Annotated in this window: 15 protein-coding genes; 11 read left to right on the forward strand and 4 right to left on the reverse strand. The window is 39.9% G+C overall.

The genetic code is table 11. The annotated features are described in order from the left end of the window. Positions 1–374 precede the first annotated feature (374 nt). The 5 genes from ABJV04_RS11350 (at position 375) to ABJV04_RS11370 (ending at position 8,166) form a co-directional block, all read left to right on the forward strand. The gene (locus ABJV04_RS11350; protein ID WP_348491632.1) at positions 375–1,208 is read left to right on the forward strand and encodes a nitrate- and nitrite sensing domain-containing protein; all 834 of its coding nucleotides are present in this window, start codon (positions 375–377) and stop codon (positions 1,206–1,208) included. A 150-nt stretch (positions 1,209–1,358) separates the two neighbouring features. Next, positions 1,359–1,631, forward strand: coding sequence for a DUF2845 domain-containing protein (locus ABJV04_RS11355; RefSeq protein ID WP_348491633.1), 273 nt, complete (start codon positions 1,359–1,361; stop codon positions 1,629–1,631). Between the two features lie 434 nt (positions 1,632–2,065). Then, positions 2,066–5,404, forward strand: coding sequence for an MHYT domain-containing protein (locus tag ABJV04_RS11360; protein WP_348491634.1), 3,339 nt, complete (start codon positions 2,066–2,068; stop codon positions 5,402–5,404). A 14-nt stretch (positions 5,405–5,418) separates the two neighbouring features. Then, the gene (locus tag ABJV04_RS11365; RefSeq protein ID WP_348491635.1) at positions 5,419–6,411 is read left to right on the forward strand and encodes a two-component system response regulator; all 993 of its coding nucleotides are present in this window, start codon (positions 5,419–5,421) and stop codon (positions 6,409–6,411) included. Between the two features lie 450 nt (positions 6,412–6,861). After that, complete coding sequence (locus ABJV04_RS11370) at positions 6,862–8,166, forward strand: PAS domain-containing methyl-accepting chemotaxis protein (protein WP_348491636.1); 1,305 nt, start codon at positions 6,862–6,864, stop codon at positions 8,164–8,166. Positions 8,167–8,207: 41 nt separating this feature from the next. Here ABJV04_RS11370 and ABJV04_RS11375 read toward each other — a convergent pair whose 3' ends face one another. Then, positions 8,208–9,998: a hypothetical protein gene (locus tag ABJV04_RS11375; RefSeq protein ID WP_348491637.1), complete on the reverse strand. Its 1,791-nt coding sequence runs from the start codon at positions 9,996–9,998 to the stop codon at positions 8,208–8,210. Positions 9,999–10,050: 52 nt separating this feature from the next. After that, positions 10,051–10,470 carry a hypothetical protein gene (locus ABJV04_RS11380; RefSeq protein ID WP_348491638.1) on the reverse strand — a complete coding sequence of 140 codons (420 nt, stop codon included), beginning with the start codon at positions 10,468–10,470 and terminating at the stop codon, positions 10,051–10,053. Positions 10,471–10,940: 470 nt separating this feature from the next. Here ABJV04_RS11380 and ABJV04_RS11385 point away from each other — a divergent pair, with 470 nt between their 5' ends. Beyond that, the gene (locus ABJV04_RS11385) at positions 10,941–11,981 is read left to right on the forward strand and encodes an efflux RND transporter periplasmic adaptor subunit (RefSeq protein ID WP_348491639.1); all 1,041 of its coding nucleotides are present in this window, start codon (positions 10,941–10,943) and stop codon (positions 11,979–11,981) included. Further along, positions 11,981–15,085: an efflux RND transporter permease subunit gene (locus ABJV04_RS11390; RefSeq protein ID WP_348491640.1), complete on the forward strand. Its 3,105-nt coding sequence runs from the start codon at positions 11,981–11,983 to the stop codon at positions 15,083–15,085. The genes ABJV04_RS11385 and ABJV04_RS11390 overlap by 1 nt, the downstream gene beginning before the upstream one ends. 81 nt (positions 15,086–15,166) lie before the next feature. Here the strand turns inward: ABJV04_RS11390 and ABJV04_RS11395 are convergent, their stop codons facing one another. Next, entirely contained in the window at positions 15,167–16,006 is an 840-nt protein-coding gene (locus ABJV04_RS11395) for a DUF2797 domain-containing protein (RefSeq protein ID WP_348491641.1), read from the reverse strand. A gap of 246 nt (positions 16,007–16,252) precedes the next feature. Between ABJV04_RS11395 and ABJV04_RS11400 the strand changes: the two genes are divergently transcribed. The 3 genes from ABJV04_RS11400 (at position 16,253) to ABJV04_RS11410 (ending at position 21,262) form a co-directional block, all read left to right on the forward strand. Further along, positions 16,253–16,726 carry a histidine phosphatase family protein gene (locus ABJV04_RS11400; protein WP_348491642.1) on the forward strand — a complete coding sequence of 158 codons (474 nt, stop codon included), beginning with the start codon at positions 16,253–16,255 and terminating at the stop codon, positions 16,724–16,726. 126 nt (positions 16,727–16,852) lie between these two features. Next, positions 16,853–18,760 (forward strand): GGDEF domain-containing protein, encoded by a 1,908-nt coding sequence (locus ABJV04_RS11405; protein WP_348491643.1) that lies wholly within the window; start codon positions 16,853–16,855, stop codon positions 18,758–18,760. A gap of 126 nt (positions 18,761–18,886) precedes the next feature. Beyond that, positions 18,887–21,262, forward strand: coding sequence for a DNA polymerase II (locus ABJV04_RS11410; protein WP_348491644.1), 2,376 nt, complete (start codon positions 18,887–18,889; stop codon positions 21,260–21,262). Here the strand turns inward: ABJV04_RS11410 and ABJV04_RS11415 are convergent, their stop codons facing one another. Then, on the reverse strand, positions 21,263–21,490 hold the full coding sequence (locus ABJV04_RS11415) for a DUF2892 domain-containing protein (protein ID WP_348491645.1): 228 nt from the start codon (positions 21,488–21,490) through the stop codon (positions 21,263–21,265). A 225-nt stretch (positions 21,491–21,715) separates the two neighbouring features. On the opposite strand from ABJV04_RS11415, the gene ABJV04_RS11420 reads away from it, so the two are divergent. After that, on the forward strand, positions 21,716–22,084 hold the full coding sequence (locus tag ABJV04_RS11420; RefSeq protein ID WP_348491646.1) for a response regulator: 369 nt from the start codon (positions 21,716–21,718) through the stop codon (positions 22,082–22,084). Positions 22,085–22,124 lie beyond the last annotated feature (40 nt).

Genomic DNA, 22,124 nt, shown 5'->3' on the forward strand with positions numbered 1-22,124 from the left:
TCAATTTGCCTAAGGGAATAACGAGCATAATAGGTGCACCATTAAAGGGCATGCGTACTGGTTGTGTGCAAAAAGTAGAGCTAATTCGTCACAGAACAGATATCAAAGTACGATATTTAGCCTGCTAAGAAGTAATAGATTAATAATTGTTTGTGTTTTGTCTCTATGAGGCATTTTAATTCTCATCTCCTTTCTTAAAACTCTGTAGTGGCTCAATAATTGCTTTTCAAACATTATTACAGATTTCATGATCATTATAATCGCGAGCCATGCAACAACTTTATATCAGTGGCATTATGCCTAAATTTATAAGCGGCTTATGATTTGAAAACGATTACCCTCCAATATACTTTGATACCTCGATTAGGAGATACATGTTAGAGACATTTACCATCATATTAACCGTTTTAATATTTTCATTAGTTTTCGTGAGAGCGTACACGAGACTTACTGACCGTATTAGGTTAATCCGTGCCCTCGAGGTTATTAGCCAACTTAAAGTATTAATTGGTAACTTACAAAGGCACAGAGGATTATCTGCTGGCTATATAAATGGCAACCTTAGGGTTGAACCATTGATTGTTGAGTTGCGTCAAAAAATCAATATTGGCATTGTAGATTTAAATAAAGATGATGTGTTTAACAAACAAGCAAGATGGTTGAGCTTTATTGACCATTGGCCTCGTCTTGAGAAAAAGTGTTTTACATTATCTTCTAGAGATAGCTTTGCACAACATACTAACTTGATTGAGAACCTACTAAGGCTCATGGAAGTTGCTGCCGATGATTGGAAGAAAACCCATAAGCTACCAAGAGAAATATTAGACCTTCAGTGTATTTGGAAAGAGTTACCTATGGCGGTGGAATTTATTGGTCAAGCGCGGACAATTGGGATGGCAGTGGCCACGTCTGGTGAGATAACTAACAAAGATAAAAATAAGCTGAAATATTTAGAACAAAAAATTCAAGAGTACTCACTGACTTCCTTTAGTTTACTGGCTGGCCTTTCAAACGAAGAAAGTAAGAGTTTAATTATTGAAGCCCGAAATGCCTGCAAAATATTTACGGATACCATTAAAAAAGAACTTATTGCGCCACAAAATATTAATGTTGATAGTGATAGTTATTTTATTATGGCCAGTAATACAATGGAAACGATGAATAGCCTATTAGATAACGAAATTAAACGAATCAAAGCCTACACCTAAACCCATATTTGTTGTGATTTACTTATCATCGATTTGATATTCCCAAATGACTTGCTTAAAGTCACTGATGTTACATTTTATAACGTCAACCTTAGGGAAGTCACAATGTATATGTGCGATTACAAATTTAGCATTGGATTGTTGTTCTGCATGAGCTTAGTAAGTCATTCTGTTAATGCAGACACGCTGCGGTGCGGTTCTAAGTTAATTAAAACCGGAGATTCAACCCTAGATGTATTGTTGACCTGCGGCGAGCCCACCTATAAAGAAGACCTAAGTTCCCATCCAGAAAAACACCGCAGTGTGAAAGTAGTGCGCTTTTTATATACGCAACCTAAAGGTAAATTTCATAAAATTCTAGAATTCCATGATGGGGTGCTAATCAAAATAGAAAATGGACCAAGAAGTAAAAAGACAGATTAGCCCAATTGAAATTCAACACGGGTAACAGAAGAATAGAAATGCATTAGTCATTTAGCTAAGCTTTATCTCTATGTTTGCTACCCAATACACCTCAATCATACTGGTAATTGATATTCGTATTAACTTTTATTAAAGCATGCCGATACACTCTGCTTATGCTACTAAAGTTGATAGTTTAGGCATGTTAATTTACCTTTTTTACCTGTAAATTAAGTGGGTGAGGGGTTAGTTAACTCCAGATAGTTACCTCAATTAATATATTTATTAAAACATAAACTAGATTTCATATACGTTACCTCTTAGACGTTTGCTTTAGTTTTGATTAAGCTGACAAATTTCGGTAGCCGTATTTTATGGATATAGGCAGAAATTAGTGCTTATAAGGCAATATTTCTAGCAGTAGCGAAATGTTTTAACCACAAGGCTCTATTTGGATGATTAATTCTATAAAAACTGTTTTTGAAGAAGTACCTAACAATTTATTAGTCATCGGTGATTATAATTTTTGGTTAGTCTTGCTTTCAGTCATTATTGCCATTTCCGCTTCATTCATGGCATTTCAAGTAAGTTATCAAGCCTCTAAAACCTTATCGGTAAAGCGACGACACTTGGCCTTAATGGTTAGCAGCATTGCCTTAGGAGGCGGTGTTTGGTCCATGCACTTTATTGGTATGTTAGCTTTTGACCTTTGCACCGATGTTTCTTTCGGTATGACTCTCACTGTGGTTTCTTTAATTCCAGCCATAGCCGCATCATGGGTCGCCCAAAATCTTCTTATTAAAGATAATTTAAATGCTCTTCAACTTATCCTTGGTGGCGTATTGGTGGGTGCTGGAATAGGTTCCATGCATTATATTGGCATGGCCTCTATGGAAATGGCCCCGCTGCTGCGTTATGACCTTTCTATGTTTATGCTTTCCATTCTAGTCGCCGTAGCTTTAGCTATCCTAGCCCTTTATTTTCGATTCGGCTTAGACAACCTTACCCTAATTAGGCTTAATCGTACCTCTAAAATATGTATCGCTAGTGTGGTAATGGGTATCGCCATCTCCGGAATGCACTACACTGGAATGGCCGCAGCGCGATTTGTCTTGCCTGAAGGAATGGAGTTATCCCAGCAATCTGATCACATATCACTGTTTTTGGCTTTAGCCATTGCGGTTGTTACCTTTGTGATTATAGCGCTTGTTATTGCCCTTAATTTTGTCTTCAAATATAAAGATATTTCAGCGCACTCCTTAGAGAATGAAAAGCGTTTAGTTGCAACTATGGATACCGCTTTAGACGCAATTATTACCATTAACGAATGGGGTAAAGTGATCAGTGTTAATCGCTCGGTTGAAAAACTACTGGGCTGGTCAGCCGAGGATTTAGTTGGGAATAATGTTAATAAGGTCGTTCCTGCTCCCCACCATGACGCGCACGATAGTTATATTAGTAATTATCTGCGAACCAAAGAAGCAAAAATTATTGGTGCGAGCAGAGATGTTGAGGCACTTACTAAGCAGGGCCAGACTATTCCAGTGAGGTTGCGTATTGGTCATGTTGAAATGGAAAATCAGCATCTTTTTGTGGCTTTCTTATGTGACCTGCGTGGGCGTTTGCAAATGGAGTCGGAGATGCGCGAAAGCGAAGCTCGCTTTCGTTCCCTGTTAGGAAATTTACCAGGTATTGCCTATCGTTGTATCAACGAAAAGGAATGGCCACTTTTGTTTATTAGTGACGAAGTTGAAAATATTTTAGGCTATCCAGCCAACGACTTTATTGCACCTAATAACAAGTTTAACTTCTCTGACTTTATTCATCCTGATGATTTAGACCATGTAGTCGAAACCGATTTTAATCACCCTGATGGCTATGTTATTGACTACCGCATTATTGATAGGTTTGGTGAAATCAAATGGATGCTGGGATATGGCCGAGCAGTTAAAAGCGAAGATGGTCGTGAATGTTATTTAGATGGCTTCATTATGGATATCACACAAAGGAAAACTATAGAGCAAGAGTTAATTCAAGCTAAAAACAAGGCTGAACAAGCTGCTTCTGCCCGTGCCGCTTTTCTTGCCAATATGAGTCATGAAATTCGGACACCCATGAATGCCGTTGTTGGGTTTAGCGATATCCTCCTTGACAGTGAGCTCTCATCTACCCAGAAAAAACATGTCTCTACCATCAATCAATCGGCTAAATCTTTAATGCATATATTGAATGATATTTTGGATAGTGCCAAGTTGGATAAAGGTAAATTTCAACTTGAGTACCGTAACTTCTCGATAGTCGAAGAAATCGATGCTGTTGTATCTACACTTTGGTTGCAAGCGCAAAGGAAAGGGCTGTCCATAGATCTCGAAATCGCCGATCAAATTAAAGGAAATTACCATGGTGTACCGGATAGGATTCGGCAAATTTTAACGAATCTCGTGGGCAATGCAGTCAAGTTTACCGAGAAAGGAAATATAACGATTAAATTGTCTAAACATGCGGATGACATGGTTAGGTTTGAAATTAGAGATACCGGTATAGGGATGTCCAATGCCCAGCTAGAAAATGTTTTTGAAGCATTTGAGCAAGCGGACGAGTCAATGAGCCGACGATTTGGAGGCACTGGCTTAGGTACCACAATAAGTAAACAGTTAGTTGAGTTAATGGGCGGCAGTATTTATGCAACCAGTCAACTCAATGTTGGATCAACTTTTTGTTTCATCCTTCCTCTCGAAAAAGTGGAGAGCAAAACTCAAAAGTCGCAAAAACTCGCACCCACTAAACTGCCTAAATTACGCATATTAGTGGTCGATGATTTGCAACAAAATATTGATTTGTTGACGATTCTTCTAACCCGAGCAGAACATACTGTATTCGCTGCACGAGACGGCGAGCAAGCGCTGATCAGAATGCGTAATGATCAGCCAGATGTTGTATTAATGGATATCCAAATGCCAGTTATGGACGGACTTACTGCAGCTCAAACACGCCGAGAACAAGAACTATCTGAAAAACTGCCGCATATTCCCATAGTGGCCTTAACGGCCAGTGTTTTGGAAAAAGACCGTTTATCAGCATTAGAGGCAGGCATGGAAGGCTTTGCTAATAAACCGGTAAACTTTGAATTGCTCACCTTTGAAATTGCTAAAGTACTTAAATTGCACCGAATTGACGATGGAAACAAATCTATTGAAGAAAAGGTCGAGCATCTTTTATCCATAGACATTGAAAGTGGTACTAACTTGTGGGGTTCAAAAACGACATTGTTCCAACAAGTCGGTGATTTTATTCGGGACTGTGAAGGCAAGTTAGAGCAACTCACCTTTTTTATTGAAATAGCCGAGTGGTCCGAACTAGAAAACAGTGTGCATGCATTAAAAGGAGTGGCTGGGAATTTATCCTTAGCTCGATTTGCAAATATTGCGACAGAATTAGAGCACAGCGTTGCACAAGCGGACCCCAAAACTTTATTGAGTTTGGTTCAGCTGTTAATGGACGAGTTACATAAAATTGCCAAAATCATAGGGATGCGAAATCAACAATTAAACCAAAGTTTAATTTCTGAAGAGCAATCACTCAGTAATGATTCGATACTGCTATTATTAGATGAGTTAGCCGAATTTGTTAGAAAAAATGAATTTGATGAATTATTAATTGATAAATTATCTACACAAACTGAGCATCCATTATTTTCTAAAATGATAGAAATTGTAGAAGTGTTAAATGATTTCGAGTTCGAGAAAACCCTAGATTTAATTGAAGAATTGCAAACTGAATTGCGGTCTAGCTAGAGAAGAAACAAGCTATGTATAAAACAATTAAGCGTCAACAGTTACTTGTAGTAGATGATGAACCAACCAATTTAAGAATATTAAATCAAGTCCTCAGAGAACACTATTCTCTTACCTTTGCTAAAAGTGGGGTTGAAGCACTGGAATTGGCTCAGAAAATAGAGCCTGATTTAATCTTATTGGATGTGATGATGCCTGGTATGACTGGCTACGAAGTCTGTACTAGCCTTAAAGCAAACAAAGCTACCAAACAAATCCCAGTTATTTTTGTTACCGCCTTAGCTGATGCAACAGACGAAGCCAAAGGTTTTGAAGTCGGCGCGGTCGACTATATTTCCAAACCAATCTCTCCGGCTGTTGTGAAGGCCCGAGTGGCCACACATTTATCGTTAGTTGACGCAGAAGAGTTGCGCAGTACGCGTTTGCAGGTTATTCAACGTTTAGGAAGAGCGTCTGAATATAAAGACAACGAAACTGGAATGCATGTAGTGCGCATGAGTCATTACTCTCGATTATTGGCGCTCGCTTATGGTTTTTCAGAGTGTGCCGCAGATGATTTGTTTCATGCCGCACCTATGCATGATATTGGAAAAATCGGTATTCCAGATAATATTATGCTTAAACCTGCACGTCTTACTCCCGAAGAGTTTGAGGTGATGAAAAAACATCCGGAAATTGGAGCTGAAATTTTAGGTGAATCGGATTCTGAGCTTATCGACTTGGCGAAAGTGGTATCTTTAACTCATCATGAAAAGTGGGATGGTACTGGCTACCCTAAAGGTTTAGCTGGTGAAGATATTCCTATTCATGGCCGAATTGTTGCCTTAGCAGATGTTTTTGATGCGCTAACTAGTAAGCGCCCTTATAAAGAGGCATGGTCAATTGATAAAACCATGGAATTTTTGCAAGAACAAAAGGGAAAGCATTTCGATCCTAAAATCGTAGAGTTATTTCAACAAAACCTTGAGCAGATGTTAGAAGTTAAAAATCGCTTCCAAGAAGATTAAATGGTGAATTAAACAAGCTATCAATGTTGATACTTGTTGTTTTTTCATAAGCATTGCTGCTAATTTTAGCCTTTAGTGAGTAAATGATTTATCACCAAAGCCAGAGGTATGATAAGGGTTGGCTGGCGACAAAGTTTAGGGACGTTGTTTTGTGTATCTGTTTTCGGCACTTTTCCTTACCAATGAAGGATGTTAGCGTCATATTATCCTCATTTTCGTGTTTTAAGCGTTGTTTTGCATGTTTTTTATGGTAACTTTGCTTAAGTAATACAAATTGTATAGCGGTATTAATAAATCTTATTTTTTATATGGATTGTAATGATTTACTAAGGTTGTTGAATTTCATAGATGGACCGAATCAAACCTCTTTCTTAGCCTGACTATACAGCTAACTCCGTTCTAAAAGCGGACTGTCACTGTCTTAGTGACAGTTAAAAAAGAGAAGTTGTCATGTTTAACCGTAATTTAAAACAAAAAGTAATAGAATTAGAAGAGTCACTACAAGAGCAAATTTCGTTAGTGGACTCAATTAAAAATAATGTCGCTTACATTGAATTTTCTCCAGAAGGCATTATTTTAACTGCCAATTCTTTATTCCTCTCAGTCGTCCAGTTTACAAATAATGAAATTAGCGGCCAACATCATCGTATCTTTTGTGACTCAGATTATGTTAATTCTCGTGAATACTTTGAGTTTTGGCAAAAACTACAATCAGGAGAGAGTTTTTCAGGGACCTTCTCGCGTTTAAATAAACGTGGCGATCAACTATGGTTGGATGCTACCTATTTTCCCATTATGCATAATGGAAAAGTGAGCAAAATAGTTAAAATTGCCACGGATGTCACCGACAAATATGTGTCATTACAAACGCAACTAGCCATTAGCAAAGCCCTAAATTTATCTATGGCCGTTATTGAGTTTTCGCCCCAAGGTGACATTTTGTATGCAAATAAGAATTTTTTGCAGACCATGGGATGCACGTTAGAAGAGATAAAAGGGAAACATCATAGAATTTTTTGCTCAGATGAATTCTATCAGGATTATCCAAATTTCTGGGATGATTTAGAAAACGGTAAACTTACCTCGGGTATGTTTGTGAGAAAGTCACTCACGGGCCAAGAGGTCTGGTTAGAAGCATCTTATAACCCCATTAAGTCTGAATCGGGGGAAGTTACCAAAGTAATTAAATTTGCCGCAGATATCTCCGATAGAGTAAAACAAAATTTAGCGGTATCCGAAGCTGCTGAAGTGGCATATTCCACTGCGTTGCAGACCGCAGCAATAGCAATACAAGGCACCGATAGATTAAAAGATGCAGTGCAAAATTCTAATGCAATTGAAAAGCAAGTAGTTGAATCTGTGGCATTAATTGAAGATTTAGGTAAGCAATCTAATTTGATTGGGAGCATAGTATCGACAATAAGCTCCATAGCAGACCAAACCAATCTATTAGCCCTTAATGCTGCGATAGAGGCTGCACGAGCTGGAGATACCGGTAGAGGCTTCGCTGTTGTTGCTGATGAGGTACGTCAACTTGCTGCCCGTACAAGTAATTCCACCAATGAAATTGGTGACGTTGTCCGTTTAAACCAAGAGTTAACGGATGAAGTCACTAAGCATATATCATCGGTTTCTGACACCGCTAAAAAAGGCACTGATTTGCTGCAGGAAGTTGAAACATCGATCCATGAAATTAAACAGGGCGCGGAAAATGTATCCCACTCTGTTGCTGGATTATCTGGCAATACACCCTAGATAGATTTGGCGGTTAATCTACCTAGGGCACTGTTTCTAGTTTATTGACCGTCAGAAGATGCTTGCTGTTGCGCTTCTTTTTCTTCCTCTTTTTCATCTTCAGCTTTCAGGGCGTCTAACAAACTTTCGTATTCCCCTTGCATAGCCGCAATATCCATTTCTACGTCAGTATTCCAGGTTTGACCAAAATCATGGGTACTGACAATTTGCCCCTGATCACATAAGAAGTAGATACGTTGCCCGTGAGTTAATTTGGGCAGTGCTATTTCGCAATCAACCTTAGCGGTACCGCGCATTACCCAATCTTTTCTGGAAACATCTTCACCATTGCTGGTAGTACTGATAATTTGTAGTTGTTTAACGGTTTTATCTGGTCGTCCAAGGGTGATTAGGGTTTTGTCATCCAGTACAAAAGGTAACGAACGATCTGTTCCATTGTCTCCAAAGGTCTTTAAACTGCGGCTAAGTGATATCCAGTTTTGTCCATAGTCAAAGCTAACTGCTTGATCGCCAACTCCGTCCCACTGACTAACCTCTAAACCAACTAAAACGCCATTCTCAAGTTGTGCCACCTGTACCATTGGCGAGGACTTCACACTACTCCATTGATTGGTGTTGGCGTCAAAATCATAAAGTTTATTATCGTTGAGTACTCTTAGTTGGCCCTCGGCAGTTAATATTGGAAATAATCCACCGTTTTGAACCCAAAAATCATTGGGATTTTTGCGCTCAAAGTCACCGATACGGCGCCAGCTTAAATCCTCTTTATTGATACTGTAAAAGAAATGCTTTTTCGCCGATGCGGTCACAGCGAAAAGAGCTTCTTTGGCCTTGCCAAACCAAATAACCGATTCAGTCGCGGAAACTGGTTGAGTTGCTGTCCAACTTCCTTGCAAACTATCATTGACAAATACTTGTCCGCGTTCAGAGCCAACTAATATTTTGCCGTTTAACTCGATTACACTGGTAAGTTGTCCATTTGTTGGTAGGTTAATCTGACTCCAACTATTGTCATTATCAACAACGTGTAACTGTCCAAACTTTGAAGCTACAGCCCGCTGTTTATGTTCTTGTAAAATTAGGGCCTGACTACCATAGGCATTGTTTCGGGAAAGGCGGCTTAATTTGTTGCGAAATTGGGCGAATTTATCTTCTTCCCAACCCAAAGGTTGCTCAAAATTGACGCTGCTGGCCAAATTTGGAAAGTGTTCAATAATAAAGTCTTGCAGGTTTTCTGTGTCACTGAGGCGAGTGACATAAGCTTTACTTGATGAACGGTTGCTCCAAAATGATGTTTCTTTGATGTTCAACAAAGGTTGAAACACCAAACTACCTAAATTGGTAAACTCCCCAGCCTTTACGTTAAAAGTACCCGCAGAAGCATACACTGGCATACTTAGCCAAGAACTCATATTGCCATCTGAATAAAAACTATAAAGGGAAGCAATTAAGTATTGTCCTTCAGGCATACTACCCGCAAAAAGCTGACTATCTACCACACCTTGAGAGTTAGGTGAAAAAGTATAAGCATCAGGATCCCACTCGACCTCATCGGCATTGAATGGCTTGTTTTTAGCTGCCGCTTTTGCTTTTGCCTCATCAATCGCGGCCTGTTTAATTAGTTCGTGATTGTCCATTCTTATCGCGATAACTTCAGTCCACCCAGCATGCAGTGGTGCTAAACGCCCTGTGTTATTTATCACTTGAAGCGCAACGACACCGTGATTATGTGCAAGAGGCTGACTACTATCTAAACGTGTTGATTTGATTTCATAGGTGGCACAACCACTTAGAAAAATGCCAAACACAAACATGACAATCAATTTTTTCATTAAATTTTCCATTATAAAATTAACTTTTTATGCAAACACTGCCGTGGATAGCTTAGTTATATTGACCAAATACGTGAGGAAATGGATTTTTATAGGCATCAATCTCCATTTTCACTGCAAAATAGAGAGGAGCCATGGGAGGGGGAGTAAACTCTAATTGTTTCGCAAGTTTTAAAAAACACTGATTGGTTTCAACATCTATGTTTGTCCAGGATTGAAATACCTTACCTTCCTCATCAAGGGATAATACGATATCGACGTTTTTATTGGCGCATGTATCAGCCTTAGCATAAAGTTCTTCTATTTGTTCTAAGTAGCCATTTGTTTGTTCAAATTCTTCTGACGTTAACAATTTTTGTTGGGCTTCCCATTTTGCATGTGCCTTTAAATAGGCTTTATCACTTTCCGTTGGCGTTTTAGTTGCACAACCGTATAGTGCAATCGTCATTAACATTAAAATAACCGACTTCATCGTCATTCCTTGTAGTAATACACTTTATCCGTAAATGCTACGGGGGCTCATTATGAGAAAAATAAATTATACTAAAACAATTGAAATGAAAACTAAATTATAAAACTTTTTCTTTGATTTTGACGCTAAAAGTATTGAAAAGTGATTAAAATGCATTCTTTATGGCGAGTTTTTGTTTAATGAAAGTATCTGAATTCAGGTTTAAAATCATTTATTATATCTAGCTTGTTTTTAACTATTTCGACCAGTGCCTTTTATTTGCGTTGACCTCGGTTGTATTTAACAACTTGTAATGCTTTCATGACAACCCATTAATAACTGATAACTTTTGATATTGGTTGTTTCACGCAGGCGGGGCAAAACTCTATTATTTAAATTACGGTCTTGGAATTCTATTTTTTTGCTGCAAATAAAATCAAAATAGACGTTGGTTTCGTAACACTTCAAAACACTACATGGTGCATAAACGGATGAAATACATCACTACTTTACTTTTGCCTGCTATTTTATTGATGGCACTTTTGACTAGTTATTCTGCCAATGCTCAGCAATTTGGCACAAAAGGACCAACAGAAGTTATCGTTGATAGTGTTCACTTAGATACACAAAAATCTTCAGTGGAAGCGGTGGGCTCTGCTGAGGCGGTAAAATCAGTTGATATCTTTCCTGCCACCGCAGATAAAGTGGTCTCCATCAATTTCGTGCCAGGTCAAAAAGTAACTAAGGGTCAGGTTTTGTTGGAGCTTGACTCTCGTCGCCAAAAAGCAGCTTTACAACGGGCAAAAATTCAACTTGCCGATGCGACTCGGAATTTAACGCGTTTACAGCAAAGTCGCAGTAAGGGGGCGGTAACCGAAAGTGCATTAGATATTGCTTCAACCGTAAAAGAATTGGCAAAAATGGATGTGATTGACGCAGAAATTGAATTACAAGATAGACAGGTTATTGCTCCTTTTAGCGGTTACGTGGGATTGACTGATGTAGAAGTGGGCGACCGTATTACTGAACAAACTCTGATCACTACCTTAGATGACAGAAGTCAGTTATTTATTAATTTCCGTGCCCCTGAATCTGCCGCCAACACCTTGGGGCAAAACAGCCTTGTCACAGTGCAGCCATGGACTAATCGAGATGCAACCTTAGAAGCCGAAATCGCTCAGTTAGACTCAAGAATAAGTGATGCCGATCGTACTATTCTAGCGCGAGCTATATTGGATAATCATCAAGATATGTACCGACCAGGTATGAGTTTTCGCGTTAATATTAGTGTGCAAGGGCAAGCTTATCCGATAATCCCTGAGTCCGGACTTTCCTGGGGGGCTACCGGTGCTTATATATGGAAAATGGTTGACGGCAAAGCCCAGAAAATTGAAGTGCAAATTAAGCAACGTATGCGCGGTTATCTGCTAGTCGAAGGAGATATCAACGAAGGCGAGCAGTTGATAGTAGAAGGCATTCAACGCTTGCGACCAGGGCAGGCAGTGGAAGCTCGAACACTGGAGGGGGAGTAATGACTGCACCTAACCACCATCAACAAGACCTGCCGTCTTTGTCTGTTCGCAGACCTGTGCTCATCGTAGTCATTAATTTACTTATTATTATTGCCGGAATTGCTGCGCTAAGTGGTCTTGAAGTGCGTGAATTACCAGATGTTGATCGCCCTAGATTAACGGTATCAGCAAGCTATCCAGGCGGCTCACCAGAAACTGTTGATAGGGAAGTTACCAGCCGTTTAGAAGGGGCAATAGCGCGAGTGAGTGGTGTTGACTCTATCCGAGCCCAAAGTGAAGAAGGAAACTCCCGTACCGTTGTGGAGTTCCGGCCAGGGATCAATTTAGAAGATGCTGCCAATGAAACCCGTGAAGCCATTAGCCGGGTACAACGTGAATTACCCGATGAAGTCGAACGACTTTCTATTATCAAAGCGGATAATGACGCTCAAGCAGTGGTGAGTTTAGCCGTTTCCAGTGACAACATGAGTATGGAAGCGATGACTGAAATGGTGGAAACCGACTTGGCTCCTATGTTTCTCAGCATTCCAGGAGTGGCTGATGTACGGCTCAATGGCGATAGAGAACGGGTCCTGCGAGTCACCATAGATCCATTACGCTTAACCAGTTTTGGCCTATCCGTTACTGACGTTGCTGATGCCTTAAGGTTAGCTCCTTTCGACGTTCCCGCTGGAAGTCTTAGATCGACGGACCAAACCCTAATAGTGCGGGCTGATGCAACGTCGGTAACTACCGATCAAGTGGAAAATATCGTCATCAGAGGGGATACCCGAGTCGCAGATGTGGCGAGTGTGTACTTTGGCCCGGCGGATGCCCAAAGTCTAGTGCGTCTTGACGGCACGCCAGTGATTGGTTTGGGGGTATTACGTCAAGCTAGTTCCAATACCATCGAAATTTCCGATGAAGTGCTTAAAATGGTCAAACAACAGCAACAGCGATTCCCTGAGCTGACCATTGTAGTTACTTCTGATGATGCGGAATTTATTCGGGGCTCTGTGGAAGAAGTTATTACCTCCTTAACGTTTACTATCGCCTTGGTGGTGTTGACTCTGTGGGTGTTTATTGGCTCAGGTCGCGCCACCATAGTGCCAGCTTTTGCTATTCCAGTTTCGTTAGTCGGTGGTTTGGCGGTGATGTGGATGCTGGGATTCTCCATCAATATTCTTACATTGTTAGCCTTAGTTCTGGCCACCGGTTTGATCGTAGATGATGCCATAGTTGTTTCTGAAAATATTCAGCGTCGACGCTCTTTAGGTTTAGGGGCTAGGGCTGCAGCGGTAATCGGCAGCCGTGAAGTGTTTTTTGCCGTAGTCGCCACAACAGCCGTTTTGGCAGCTGTATTTATTCCCATCGCTTTTTTACCATCAACGGCAGGGCGTTTGTTTCGCGAATTTGGTGGTGTGTTAGCCAGTTCGGTGATTATTTCATCCTTTGTGGCCCTGTCCCTTGTGCCTGCATTAACAGCAAGATTGCCAATTAAACAAAATACTAAGCACTTTCTAGGGGGCTTTGGCCAGTGGTGCGGGCGAGGTTATGAACGCAGCCTAGCCTGGAGCCTACGTTTCGGTTGGTTAATCGTATTGCTTTCATTAGCCGCCGCAGCATATGCCAGCTACTTATATCAATCTTTAGATAATGAGCTGCTGCCTAGTGAAGATCGTGGCAACATTCGTATTTTTGCCCGAGGTCCTGATGGCGTTGGGGTGAATTTTATGGATCGTCAGGCCATGAAAATGGAAAACGCCTTGATGCCCTATGTGGAAAAAGGTGAAGTCAAATCAATTTATACAGTAGTAGGACAGTGGGATCCGAATATTGTGTTTATTACTGCTCCGTTAGTCCCTTGGGATCAGCGCAGCCAGTCTCAACAACAAATTATTGAACAATTACAGGCAGAGGTTGGAACAATTCCTGGCGCTCCTGGACGTGCTTTTGGCTCAAACAGCCTTAATTTGCGTGGTCAAGGTGGTGGTTTAGAACTCGCTTTGACCGGCGAAGAATATGCTGAAATTTATCAGACCGCGCTAGATTTTAAAGAGAAAATTGAGCAACAGCTTACAGGCTTTGGTGATATACAAATTTCCTATCAACCTACTCAACCACAATTGCGAGTGAACATTGATAGGCGTCGAGCAGAAGAGCTAGGAGTATCATTTTCTGATATATCCACCACCTTGAGAGCGGCTATCAATGGTGATGACATTGCCGATTTAAATGTGGGGGATCAAGCCATTCCCATCATTTTGCAGGCATCTAATGCTAATTTAGCCAATCCTTCGGATCTTACTAATCTCTATGTATCTTCTAACAATGGCGGGTTAGTGCCATTATCCAGTCTCGCCTATATTACCGAAGAAGGAGTAGCATCTGAACTTGAACGCCATGCTCAACGGCGTTCAATTAAATTGGAATTAGAATTAATTGATGATTCGTCAATGCAAACATCTGTGGATAGTATTCGCCAACTAGCTCAAGAATCCCTGCCACCTGGAATAGGCTTAGTGTTTCTTGGTGAAGCCAAAACATTTGAAGAGACATCCCAACAGGTCCTAATGACCTATGTGTTGGCTTTCATCATCGTGCTTTTGGTGCTGGCGGCGCAGTTTGAAAGTGTAAATAGCGCAGTAGTGGTTATTTTAACCGTACCTTTTGGAATTGCAGCAGCCTTATTCGCCTTATATATCACGGGAATTTCCCTCAATATTTATTCGCAAATTGGCTTGGTTATGTTGATCGGTTTATTGGCTAAAAATAGCATTTTGCTGGTGGAGTTTGCTGATCAAATGCGTGACCAAGGGTACAGTGTGTATCAAGCCATTATCGAAGCGGGCAAAGTGAGACTAAGGCCGATTATGATGACACTGGTGTCTACTATTTTAGGTGGGTTGCCACTAATTTTATCCACAGGCGCAGGGGCTGAAGCGCGAAATGCAATTGGTTGGGTTGTATTTGGTGGTCTTGGCATTGCCGTCGTATTCACCTTGTATCTGACGCCTGTATTGTATTTAGGTCTGGCGAGGTTTACTAAACCCAGAGCAGATGAAGCCAAGCGACTAGATGAAGAGTTAGATAAAGCCAGTGAAGCCGGTCTCGCTGTAGATTAATTATTCACTGTTGATGGCAGATGCACAGCATAAACTGTGCTCTGCCACTGCTAACTGTAATGTTAGCTATTTTGAAATAGATTAATTCGTAGCAATCTCTAAATGGTAACCAGAATATTTGCGCATATTAATCACCCGGTCATTATCCAATAGCCAGTATTGGCCTTTAATGCCATTTAAGACCCCTTCAAATTCCAATTCTTTATCCAAATTAATTGACTTTATTTTATTCGGGTATTCACTTACGGGGTATTGAATATCAATGGCTGGCATATCGATTAAGCTGATTGCTTGGATCCCATATTGAGAGCCAATATCGTCTAACTCCATCTCCACTAAACCAAATAGGTGCTCACGCATGGCGATTAAGTCAGCTTGATCTGGTTCGCCTTTTAACATTGTGCGCCAATTGGTTTTATCGGCAATGTGTTGCTTAATAACCGTTTCCACTAAACCACTAAGTAATCGGTTTTTAACCCGTAAAATGGGGATGGCTTGGGTGGCCCCTTGATCAATCCAGCGGCTTGAAACTCCGTCGCTAACATGTCTAGTGATGCCCACTTTTAACGTACCTGTATTGGCTAGATACACAAAATGGTCGCTCATACAGTTATCTTCACCCCATTGCGGCTCCCGACAGGTACCTTGATCGTAATGGCAGGTTTCCGGTTTGATAATACAAGTATCACATTGAGCTAGTTTCATTAAACAGCGATAACAATAGCCTTGATTGAAGCTCTTTTTGGTTTTGTTATTGCAGTGAATACAATTAATCATTCCTGTATGGGTGACTTTCACAGAGGATCCAATCAACGAATTCATGCTGATATGTGAATCACCAATGGGTAATTTATACTCAACCGTTGAGCCAATCTCAGCTTCACCGTGCATTTTGCGAATATTTCCAGAATAAATGGGCATGAACGTTACTTCTTAGTTTATTGGGCGCAATTAATCGCCGTCAGAATAATGAATCTATTGGTGAACCAACCTAAATCGGTTCATTCTATAAAGTGACGCATGCTAATAGAATCTTAACTTGATATCAAAAAGCAAATGCGATTGTTAAACAAAGATACAGGTTTAGTGTGTTGTTCGGTTAAATTTCAGGTTAACTTAGTGTTTAAAATAATAGTCTATCGGTGAACAATAGGCATGGAGATAACTATGATTAAATTGATTTTTGCAGCGTTAATATTATTACCTATAAATGGTTATTGTTACGACCTATATCTTATCCGACATTTTGAAAAGCTATCAGGTGGTACTGATCCGGGACTAACCCAACAAGGTCAAGTCCGTGCCAATGCGCTTGCTGATTATTTACTGTCGAAAAATATTCAACATATTTACTCAACTAAATATCACCGAACTAAACAAACCGCACAGCCTTTCGCACAGGCTTCTGGGTTAGAAATACAATTCTACTCACCTAAACAATTAGCCACTTTTGCAGAAACTATTCAATCACTTCAACGTAATGTACTTATTGTCGGTCACAGTAATACCACTCCCTCATTAGTTTCACTATTGGGTGGAGCTTCGAAAAAAATTGATGAAAGTGAGTACGGTGAGCTGTTTATATTGCAAATATCTGAAGACAAAGTAGAAACTAACAGTGTCATGATCCCGTCTAAATAAACACATTTAAAGTATGTTTAACGGTCAATAAATGTGGGTTAGATAAAAAATAATATAATATTTTGCACAAAAATTGTTCTACAATGAAAACCCTGTTTTTTATCTAGCTTTATTTAAGGAACACATTTGTACCATTTTAGATGGCTTCAAGTTGCCTTGTTCTCTATTTTGCTGACAACTTTCTTTAGCAGTTTCAAAGCACAAGCTGAGCCTATTTCTATGTGGCAATCGCCTTACAAAGAGTTGATACTTCAAACCGCAAAAGCCCCTACAGAGGTGTTGCAAAAGTTACTTAAACAAACTCCAACTCAAGAGCAAAACTATCTACAGCATGGCCAATATCATTCTGTATTAAGTATAATTTACTATTCTCTTACTTACCCTAAAGAAGCTTTGCAGCATGCTCAAACTGCTCTGACTTTCATTGACCCAAGTACACAACCTTGGTTATTTCATATGACTAAGCTCAACGAAGCGCGCGCATTGGACCTCTCAGGAAAACCTAAAGAAGGGTTAGCAGCCAGTAACGCCGCGTTAGTTTGGGCGGAGCTAAACAAGGATATCAATTTACGAGTTAGCGCTTTATATGTCAGAGGAATAATTTCCAATTCTATGTTGGATTACCAAAGTGCCTTGAGTGATCTGCAATTGGCGTATGAGTTGGCTCCTCAAACTGAGCTACATAGTCAAGGCGATGTTGCTGGTGTATTGGCTTTGGTTTATGAATATAGAAGGGAAGATGCCCTTGCCATTCCGTTTTTTCAGGAGGCTGTGCACTTTCATGAGCAAAATCAAAACTATTTAGAGTTGAGTATTGCGTTATACGGTTTAGGAAGGGCACATAAAAACATTGGAAATATCGAAATTGGACGTACGCAACTCCAACAATCCCAAGATTTAGCTGAGCAAGTAGGGGATGAGCAAGGTGTTGCTTATGCTTTGAAGGAATTAGCTGGGATATTGTTATTAGAAAAAAGATTTATAGAGGCCAGAGCAAAGTTACAACAAGCTTCTAGTATTTTTCAAAAAAGCCAGAATGTATATATGCTTCTCGATACTAATTTGTCGTTACTACGCGTGGCTATTGCAGAAAAGAATATTGAACTTGGCAAGCAATATTTAGCTGCTGCTCAAGCTAATGTCGACCCAGAACAAATGCCACTGCAAAATATTTCACTTGAAGAAATGAATGCAAAATTATTAGCGTTAGAGGGTAAACATCGTCAGGCATTCGAACTGCTAGATTCAACAGTTTTTTTAAAACAGCGTATTTTAAGCCAACAAAGTACGCAACAATTGCATAGTTTGCGCTCCAAATACGAAATTGAAATTAAAGATCGAGAAAATAAACTGTTGGAGCAAAAAAACGCATCACAACAAATCAGTATTAACGATGTAGAAACTAAAAACTTACAGCTACTCATGTTGTTTGGAGCCACGTTAATTATTTGCGGATTGTTAATTGTGATGGTTTATCGCACGATACAAAATCGAACCAAATTAGAAGAGCTAGCAAATGTTGATGGTTTAACTGGACTGGCCAACCGTCGAAATGCTCTGGAATTACTGCAAAAGCAGATTGATTTAGCCCATCGCCATAAATTTCAGTTGTCAGTTGCCATTATTGATATCGATTTATTCAAAAAAATAAATGATACCTTTGGTCATGCTTCAGGTGATGAGGTGTTAACTAAATTTGGGGAATTATGCCAAGATACTTTTCGTCAGACGGATGTGATGGGGCGAATTGGCGGTGAGGAGTTTGTTATCGTTTTCCCACACACGTCACTACATGATGCCGAACAGACCCTAAAGCTACTGTCACATAACGTTAAAAAGTTACCCATATCGTTTGACTTGAATGGCCTTACACTATCTATCTCCATTGGCTTAACTGAGTATGTTGCGGGAATGACATTAGAAAATTTGATGTTGCAATGTGATAGTGCGCTTTATCAGGCGAAAGGCAGTGGTCGAGATCAGATAGTGATCTTCGATAGTCAAAATCCTTCTTCAATGCAACTGGCTCTATAACGTTAATTGTCTGCTTTATAAACTTTCCCAAAATACCAATTAGGTAAAAATCTTTAGTCTGGATTGGAATGCGCCTAGGCTGTACAATTTGACCTTTCAGATCATTCCTTGGGAGCCTTTCCACTTTTGCAACAAGTCCCACAGCAAGGGTTTATTCTCACCCGCAAAGTGATTGAGCGAAGTGGATATTCATATATCGAGTTTTGGTTGAGTACCGAGCAAGGGCCGGTAAAACTAATCACTGAGCAACAAAAGCCGGTGATGTTTTTAGCAAATCAAGATGTATCTACGGCTAAGAAACTAATAAACCAAGCAGGTCTGAATGCTCAGTTTAAACCGGTTGAGCTAAAAACCTTTGAACAAGTGCCTGTTAATGCTGTTTATTTCTCAACAACAGCTTCTTTTTATCGTGCCAGAGATGTGCTGAATGTTGCTCAGATACCGTCTTTTGAAAATGATATACGAGCTTCAGATAGGTATATGATGGAAAGGTTTATTTGTGCTGGGGCCTTTTTTACCGGCGACATGCAAAACAACCAATTAACGACTAAAAGTGGTTATCTTTCCTTAAAAAATGCGCGCCTTAAACCAGCTGATTATATTCCTACATTAAAAGTGTTATCACTAGATATTGAATGCAGTATGGAGGGGGAACTTTACTCTATCGGGCTTTCTAGCGGTGACTTTCAAAACGTGATTATGATCGGTGAACCTGAAGGTACGCAAGATTGGATAACTTGGGTAGCAGATGAAAAACAACTGATTGAGCAGTTAAATATCGCCATTAGCGATTTCGACCCGGATTTAATTATTGGTTGGAATATTATTAATTTTGACTTCAAAGTGCTGACCCAAAGAGCTAGCAAATTAAATGTAAGGTTGCGCCTTGGTCGGGATGGTACTGATGTCTATTGGCGTGAGTCACGTAATGATAGTAATTTAGCCTTCATGAACATCGCCGGTAGAGTCGTAATTGATGGAATTGATAGTCTAAAAACCGCGACTTACCATTTTGAAAGCTTTAGTTTGGAGAGTGTCGCCCAAGCACTCTTAGGTGAAGGTAAAGATACCACTGATGTAGACAATCGTGTTGCGGCTATTACCCACGACTTCCATCACAATAAAATAAAGCTCGCAAAATATAATCTGCAAGATTGTGTGCTAGTTGAGAAAGTCTTTGCACACACTAATTTAGTGAGCTATTTGGTGTTACGCAGTCAATTGACGGGACTAGAACTGGATAAAATTGGTGGTTCTGTTGCTGCATTCATTAATCTTTATTTACCAAAACTTCATCGAGCTGGCTATGTATCTCCCAACCGTCCGGCAAATGGCGGGTTAGCAAGTCCCGGTGGTTATGTGATGGATTCACTCCCAGGCTTATACAAGAATGTATTGGTACTTGATTTTAAGAGTCTTTATCCCTCAATTATCCGTACCTTTAAAATTGATCCCCTAGGACTTGTGGAGGGGTTATTAGAGCCTGACAACGCCATACCAGGGTTTCGAGGTGGAATGTTTGCCAGAGAAAAGCACTTTTTGCCCGATATTATCACCAGCTTATGGCAACAACGAGATGAGGCTAAACGCCAAAAAGATTCTGCTCGTTCCCAAGCCATTAAAATTATAATGAATTCATTTTACGGTGTTTTAGGATCTGGTGGCTGTCCATTTTATGACACTCGCTTAGCTAGCTCGATAACAATGCGCGGTCATGAAATAATGCAAACTACCGCTGCCTGGATAGAAGATAAAGGCTACAAAGTTATTTATGGCGATACCGACTCGACTTTTGTGTGGCTAGAGAATATTAAGCAAACAGAACAAGCGCTGGAAATTGGCAAAGCTCTGGAACAAGAAATTAACCAAATGTGGCAACACAAAATTCAAGATGAACTTGATTTACCCTGCCATCTAGAAATAGAGTTCGAAACCTTGTTTTCAACCTTTTTGATGCCCACCATTCGTGGAGCTGAAACGGGCAGTAAGAAACGCTATGCGGGTTTAAAATATCGTTCCAACAAACCACCAGAGTTAATATTTAAAGGCTTAGAAACGGTTCGTTCTGATTGGACGAAGCTCGCAAAAGGGTTTCAACCTACGCTTTACAAAATGGTGTTTGCCAATCAAGATGTGAGTGCTTACTTGCTGGATATTATAAGTAGTATAAGGTCTGGCGAATGTGATGAACAATTAGTATACCGAAAGCGTCTACGTCAACCATTGGTTCAATATACTAAAAATGTACCGCCACACGTTAAAGCTGCCCGCATTGCCGATGAACACAACAAGCAGCTTAATAAACCACTACGCTATCAAAATAAAGGCTGGATAAGTTACGTGATTACCCTAGATGGTCCACAACCTGTGGATTACATCAGTTCGCCCTTAGACTATGAGCACTATATTGATAAGCAAATCAGACCCATCGCTGAAGGGATTTTACCCTTCATAAATGTTTCGTTTGAAGACATTACCAGCAATCAATTAGGGCTGTTTTGACTATTGTGGGTGATAAGAATCGTCTTTGAAATCAGGGTATGTATCAATTCCCAACAACTTATAAATTAGGCAAAAACCAAAACTGCTGGTGTAAAACAATGCCGCCCCCATTACTCCGAGAACAATACTAATTGTGGGGCCAAACAAACCTTCAACGGCAACCGCTAAAAGTGCAAGTGCTAAGACTGAACGAATTGCAGTATCTAATATGCCAACATTTTGTTTCATTTTTTTATCTCCTAAATTCTATGCATTTATCTTAGCTTTATGTTGTAAATTGATGTTGATCTGAATCAACATAAAGACGCTTTGCGGGAGAATTAATGCCTAAGTCATGGCGCACACGATTTAGAGATAACGAAAGTTGTAGTATTAGACTTTTTTACAATATAAAAATTTTGTCAATCAGAGTATATTACGCACTGAATGTTTTTATGCTGTTAGGTTAGGTTGATGCACAGAATACTTGTAATTGATGATGATCAAATTACCTTAGAATTAATACAGCTTATTTTAGAAGAATTTGTTGAAGGCGAAGTCATTGCCTTAAATAATGCCACTGATGCTGTAAGCTATATTGATAAAAATGACATGAATAAAATCGATCTGGTTATTTGTGATTGGCAAATGCCTGAATACGATGGTATCACCATGTTGAAGACAGTCCGCTCTAAACGGCCTGATCTGCCTTTTTTGATGGTCACTGGTACAGCGACTAGAGATCTGGTAATGTCAGCTAAAAAAGCAGGTGCTTCAGAATTTATTGCTAAACCCTTCAAAAACCACGATTTAACCGATAGAGTAGCCAAACTATTGAAATAGCTAAGTCTATTCTTCACACTCTCTACACCGTCTTTATTAA

Source organism: Aliiglaciecola sp. (genome assembly GCF_039982535.1).
Taxonomy (GTDB): Bacteria; Pseudomonadota; Gammaproteobacteria; order Enterobacterales; family Alteromonadaceae; genus Aliiglaciecola.

Bases quoted from the DNA above. Each gene is read 5' to 3' on its own strand.
- ABJV04_RS11350 (WP_348491632.1), top strand. From the start codon at position 375: ATGTTAGAGACATTTACCATCATATTAACCGTTTTAATATTTTCATTA.
- ABJV04_RS11355 (WP_348491633.1), top strand. From the start codon at position 1,359: ATGAGCTTAGTAAGTCATTCTGTTAATGCAGACACGCTGCGGTGCGGT.
- ABJV04_RS11360 (WP_348491634.1), top strand. From the start codon at position 2,066: ATGATTAATTCTATAAAAACTGTTTTTGAAGAAGTACCTAACAATTTA.
- ABJV04_RS11365 (WP_348491635.1), top strand. From the start codon at position 5,419: ATGTATAAAACAATTAAGCGTCAACAGTTACTTGTAGTAGATGATGAA.
- ABJV04_RS11370 (WP_348491636.1), top strand. From the start codon at position 6,862: ATGTTTAACCGTAATTTAAAACAAAAAGTAATAGAATTAGAAGAGTCA.
- ABJV04_RS11375 (WP_348491637.1), bottom strand. From the start codon at position 9,998: ATGAAAAAATTGATTGTCATGTTTGTGTTTGGCATTTTTCTAAGTGGT.
- ABJV04_RS11380 (WP_348491638.1), bottom strand. From the start codon at position 10,470: ATGAAGTCGGTTATTTTAATGTTAATGACGATTGCACTATACGGTTGT.
- ABJV04_RS11385 (WP_348491639.1), top strand. From the start codon at position 10,941: ATGAAATACATCACTACTTTACTTTTGCCTGCTATTTTATTGATGGCA.
- ABJV04_RS11390 (WP_348491640.1), top strand. From the start codon at position 11,981: ATGACTGCACCTAACCACCATCAACAAGACCTGCCGTCTTTGTCTGTT.
- ABJV04_RS11395 (WP_348491641.1), bottom strand. From the start codon at position 16,006: ATGCCCATTTATTCTGGAAATATTCGCAAAATGCACGGTGAAGCTGAG.
- ABJV04_RS11400 (WP_348491642.1), top strand. From the start codon at position 16,253: ATGATTAAATTGATTTTTGCAGCGTTAATATTATTACCTATAAATGGT.
- ABJV04_RS11415 (WP_348491645.1), bottom strand. From the start codon at position 21,490: ATGAAACAAAATGTTGGCATATTAGATACTGCAATTCGTTCAGTCTTA.
- ABJV04_RS11420 (WP_348491646.1), top strand. From the start codon at position 21,716: ATGCACAGAATACTTGTAATTGATGATGATCAAATTACCTTAGAATTA.